At 68.3% G+C, this 5,198-nt stretch carries 4 protein-coding genes; all 4 read right to left on the reverse strand.

Annotated elements, in window-relative coordinates:
• On the reverse strand, positions 1-1,143 hold a 1,143-nt coding region (locus GIW57_RS23550), incomplete at its 3' end, for a thymidine phosphorylase (RefSeq protein ID WP_236513127.1).
• Entirely contained in the window at positions 1,140-2,474 is a 1,335-nt protein-coding gene (locus GIW57_RS23555; protein ID WP_229301209.1) for an MBL fold metallo-hydrolase, read from the reverse strand. The genes GIW57_RS23550 and GIW57_RS23555, both read right to left, overlap by 4 nt.
• Positions 2,475-2,607: 133 nt before the next feature.
• Complete coding sequence (locus GIW57_RS23560; RefSeq protein ID WP_049436410.1) at positions 2,608-3,015, reverse strand: hypothetical protein; 408 nt, start codon at positions 3,013-3,015, stop codon at positions 2,608-2,610.
• Positions 3,012-5,198 (reverse strand): copper-translocating P-type ATPase (locus GIW57_RS23565; RefSeq protein WP_236513129.1); only part of this gene is annotated, 2,187 nt, incomplete at its 5' end. The genes GIW57_RS23565 and GIW57_RS23560, both read right to left, overlap by 4 nt.

Here is a 5,198-nt window from a genome sequence, read left to right on the forward strand (position 1 = left end):
GCCCGCTGCCATGTCCAGCAGCGCCGCGGACAGCGCAAGTGCGCGTTCGCGAAGGTCGGCGGGTGCATCGGCCGCGTTGCGCAGCACCTTGAGCACGTCGTGCGCCTCGAGCGCCGGGCCGATTCCCCGACCCACCGGCTGGGTGCCGTCGGAGCGATGGATGCCCAACTGCAATCCCAGCGCGCCCGCGGTGTGGGCAAGCCGCGTGCCGAGGCTGTGGGCCGCGGCCTCACCTCGCACCTTGGCCGTCGGACCCACCGGCATGTCGATCAGGACGTGGGTGGAGCCCGCGGCTATCTTCTTCGACAGCACGCTGGCGACCAGTTGGCCGTCGCTGTCGAAATCCAGCGGGCGCTGGACCCGGATCAGGATGTCGTCGGCCGGGCTCAGGCGCACGTTGCCACCCCACACGATGCAGCCGCCCTCGCGCTCCACCACCCGGCGCATCGCCGCCAGGTCGAGCGCCACCGGCGCCATCACTTCCATGGTGTCGGCGGTGCCCGCGGGCGACGTGATCGCGCGCGACGAGGTCTTCGGGATGCGGTAGCCCAGCGCAGCCACGATGGCCACCACGATCGGGGTGGTGCGATTGCCCGGCAGGCCACCTACGCAGTGTTTGTCCAGCACCGGCCCTTCGCCCCAGTCCAGGCGCTGGCCCACGGAGATCATGGCTCGCGTCAGCGCGGTCGTCTCCGCATGGTCCAGGCGGTCACCCGCGCTGGCAGTGACGAAAGCTGCAAGCTCCAGGTCCGACAACCTGCTTTCCATCACGTCCTGCACCAGGGCGAAGTACTGCGCGTCGTCCAACCGGGCGCCGAACACCTTGGCACGGAGCGCGCCCGCCGACGCCGCGGGTTCCGCGTGCCTGACGCCGGCGAGGGCGTCGGGCGCGGGATCGAGGAGCGTCCACGCGGCCTCCGACAACGCCACCTCGTCCAGGCCGAGCCGATCGTCGATGACCACGTTCAGCGTCGCCACCAGCGTGCGGGCGTCCACGTCCAGCCTGACGCGCGTCAACGCCGCAAAGCCTTCCGAGCGACAGACCTCGCAGTCGCGGTGCATATAGACCACCGGCTGCTGGTAGGTGTCGATGCCGGCACGGGTGACGCGCAGGCGGGTGTGGCCCGGGGCCTGCGTGGTCATCTCGCATCCTCCAATCCGACTTGCTCCAGGTGCCCCGGCACGCGCGCACGCCAGCCCAGTTCACGCTGCACGCGCCCGCGCAGCGTGTCTGCAGCGTCGGGCTCGCCGTGGGTGAGGTAGACCATGCGCGGCGCGGACGGCGCGGTGCGCATCCAGTCCAGCAGCTCCCCGGCGTCGGCGTGGCCGGAGAAGCCCTCCAGCTGCACCACCTCGGCGCGGATGGGGACCTCGCGGCCGAACATGCGCAACGTGCGCTTGCCTGCCGCCAGCGCGGCACCGCGTGTTCCTCCGGCCTGGTAGCCCGCGAGCAGGATCGCGTTGCGGTCATCGGGGCCGAACGCCTCGATGTGGTGCAGCACGCGCCCGCCGGTGATCATGCCGCTGGCCGAGATGATGATCATCGGCCCGCGCTGGCGGTTGAGTGCCTTCGACTCTTCTACAGTGTTGACGAAGGTGGCCACGTCGAACATCCGCTGGCAGTCCTCGTCGGACACGTGGTGCTCGGAGTGGTGGTCGTGGTAGTGCCGGGTCGCGTTGATCGCCATCGGGCTGTTGAGGTAGACCGGCACGCGAGGGATGTCCTTGCGCTCACGCAGCCGGGCGATATGCAGCATGAGCGCCTGGGCGCGGCCGATGGCAAAGGCGGGAATGACGATCACGCCCCCGCGGGCGGCAACGCGGCGGATGATCGGTGCCAGCTCGGCTTCTTGGTCGATCGGAATGTGTTCCCGATTGCCATATGTGGATTCGCAGACCAGGACGTCACAGGCGGGCAGGGGCGTCGGCGGATTCATCAGCGACTCCTGCTGCCGTCCCAGGTCGCCACTGAAGTGCAGGCGCTGGCCCTGGACGTCAAGGCTGACATGGGCAGCGCCCAGGATGTGGCCGGCAGGATGGAAGCGGATCGTGACGCCTGATGCGACCTCGATGTCGCGACCATAGTCATGCCCCTTGAGCTGCTTCAGGCTGCGGCGGGCGTCATCCTCGGTATAAAGCGGCCGTGGTTCCTTGTGCTTGGAGTACCCCTTGCGGGCCGCGTACTTGGCCTCCTCTTCGAGCAGGTGTCCGCTGTCGGGAAGCAGCAGGCCGCACAGGGCCACGCTGCCATGGGTGCAGTGGATCCGGCCGCGGAACCCTTGTTTGACCAGTGCGGGCAAGTAGCCCGAATGGTCCAGGTGGGCGTGGGTCAGGACCACCGCGTCGATTGATGACGCCTCGACGGGAAACGGAGCCCAGTTGCGCTCGCGCAATTGCTTGTAGCCCTGGAACAGGCCGCAGTCCACGAGCACGCGCTGACCGTTGGCCTCGACCAGGTAGCGCGAGCCGGTCACGGTGCCCGCGGCACCGAGGAATTGCAGGGTGGGGTTGGAAGACGCTGTCATGGTGTGGCTCCTGTCCTGGAAGGGAAGTGATTGCGGAGGGCATGGCGAGGGCCGAGGCGCATCTGCATCGCCCGCGCGCCTGTCAGGGGCGGATCAGCTCCACTGTGTCGTTGACCTTGGGGCTCCCGGAGATCACTTCAGCCTCCGCGTAGTGGCTGTCGAACAGTTCGACGATGCGCACTTGGCCAACGTTCTCGCGGCGGTAGCGTGGACCGCCGGCCCGCGAATGCCGGATACGGCGCTTGTGCCGGATCACGTCCAGCACCTGCCCGACCTGGGCACCGTCGGCCTGCCCGACACAGACCACAAGCGTTCCGTCCTGCTTTTCCAGCACCTGGCCGCGCATCAACACGTTGTGGCGGAACCCACCCTCGTTCGCGGAGACGACCCCCGGCAATGCGAACGCGAGCGCGAGGGCCAGTGCGGCGACCCAATGGCTGCGATTGGTACCTCGGGGTCTGGAATGGGCGACGTGTGTGACCGTATTCATGGTGTGGACTCCTTAGATGGGCTGCGAGGGGTGGCGGCATCCGCCAGTGGAAGGCGTTTGAGCAGCAACGCGTTGAGGGCGACGATCACCGAACTGCCCGACATCGACAGCGCGGCGATTTCTGGCGACAGCACGAACGGATAGAGCACACCGGCCGCCAGCGGAAAGGCCAGCACGTTGTAGCCCACGGCCCAGCCCAGATTCTGATGCATCTTGCGCAGAGTGGCGTGGGCGATGGTGGTCGCGCGAACGACGTCATAAGGGTCGCTGTGCATGAGCACGATGTCGGCACTCTCGATGGCGACGTCGGTGCCGGCGCCGATCGCGAACCCAACGTCGGCTTGGGTGAGCGCCGGTGCGTCGTTGATGCCGTCGCCCACCATGCCGACCTTGAGGCCCTGCGACTGCAGCTTGATGACCTCATCGGCCTTGCCGCCCGGCAGCACGTCGGCCAGCACGATGTCGATTCCCAGGTCCTGTGCCACGCGCTCGGCCGTGGGGCGGTTGTCGCCGGTGATCATCGCCACCTTGATGTTGCGCCGGTGCAATTCGTCGATGGCCGCGCGCGAGGTCTCCCGGATCGCGTCGGCAATCGCGAAGAAGCCTGCGAGCCGGTCACCCACCCCGGCATAGATCACCGTGCGACCGGCACCGGTGAGGCGCGCAGCCTCCGCTTCCAATACCGAGAGGTCGATGCCGTGCTCGACCATCAGGATCCGGTTGCCCAGCACCACCTGCACCCCGTCAACCACGCCGGTAGCGCCCTGGCCATCGATGTTGGTGAACGCGGTAGCGCGCTCGGCTACCGGACCGGCACGCTTCAGGATGGCCTGCGCCAGCGGGTGCTCGGAGTGCGCCTCGACCGCGGCGGCCGCGGCCAGCAACCGCTCCTGCGTCCAGCCCGGCGCGACCGCCATGTCGACCACCTCGGGGGCGCCGACCGTCAGGGTGCCGGTCTTGTCGAAGATCACCACGTCCAGGCGTGCGCTCTTCTCAATCGATTCGGCATGCTTGAAGAGGATGCCGTGTCGTGCCCCCAGGCCAGTGCCGATCATGATCGCCATCGGCGTGGCCAAACCGAGTGCATCGGGGCAGGCGATGACGAAGACGGTGATCGTCAGCGTGAGCGCGAACAGCAGCGGCTGTCCCAGCCACCAGAACCAGACCGCGAAGGTCAGCAGCCCGATCACGATCGCAGCCAGCACCAGCCATTGCGAGGCGCGGTCGGCGAGCAGCTGCGCGGGCGCCTTGGAGTTCTGCGCGGTCTGGACCAGCTTGATGATCTGCGCCAGTGCCGTGTCGCTGCCGATCTTGGTGGCGGTGTAGGCGAATGCGCCGCTCTTGTTGATCGATCCGCCGACGACGGACTCTCCGGGATCCTTGCGCACCGGCATCGACTCGCCGGTCAGCATGGATTCGTCGACCTGAGAGCTGCCTTCCGTCACGATGCCATCGACCGGGATCTTCGCCCCGGGCCGCACGATCACGGTCTCGCCGACCAGCACTTCAGCGGTGGGAATGTCGAGCTCCTGCCCCTCGCGCCGGACGACCGCGCGGGGTGGGGACAGCTTCAGCAGCGCTTTCATGGCGTCCGAGGCGCCGGCGCGAGCCCGCATCTCGAGCCAGTGGCCAAGCAGGACGAAGGTCAGCAGGACGGCCGAGGCCTCGTAGAAGTTCGGCCCGTCGAAGAAGAACGTCGACGCGATGCTGAAACCGTAACCTGTGCCCACGCTCAGGAGCACCAGGACCGCCATGTCCAGCACACCCCGTCGCAGGGACCGGATCGCGGCGCTGAAGAATGGCCAGCCCGGATACAGCACGGCGCCGGTCGCCAGCAGGAACAACCAGACGTTCTCGCGCAGTCCGAACGGCACCGGCGGCGGCTCTATCAGCCCGCCCATGGGCGACCACACGAATACCGGGATCGCGAAGGCGAGGGCGACCAGGAAGCGGCGGCCCATGTCGCGCGCCGCGGCGTGCAGATCGCTGCCGTGGTTCATGCCCGCATGGGCGTCGTGGCCCCCGGCATCCGTGGCGTCATCGCCGTGGCCGGCGTGGGCGTCAGCGGGGCGCTCTGCGGCCAATTCCTGTCCGTGCCCGGCATGCGCAGCATGGGCGTGCGCGCCTGCGGCGGGGTCGGCATCGGGCATCGGCGCGTTGCATTGGAAGCCGCAGTCGCGGAT

Source organism: Stenotrophomonas sp. PA-6-5C (assembly GCF_021605635.1).
In the GTDB taxonomy this organism is placed as follows: domain Bacteria; phylum Pseudomonadota; class Gammaproteobacteria; order Xanthomonadales; family Xanthomonadaceae; genus Stenotrophomonas; species Stenotrophomonas lactitubi.

What these genes read in the sequence shown, in the direction of transcription:
- GIW57_RS23560 (WP_049436410.1), bottom strand. Translation starts at nt 3,015, where the DNA reads ATGAATACGGTCACACACGTCGCCCATTCCAGACCCCGAGGTACCAAT.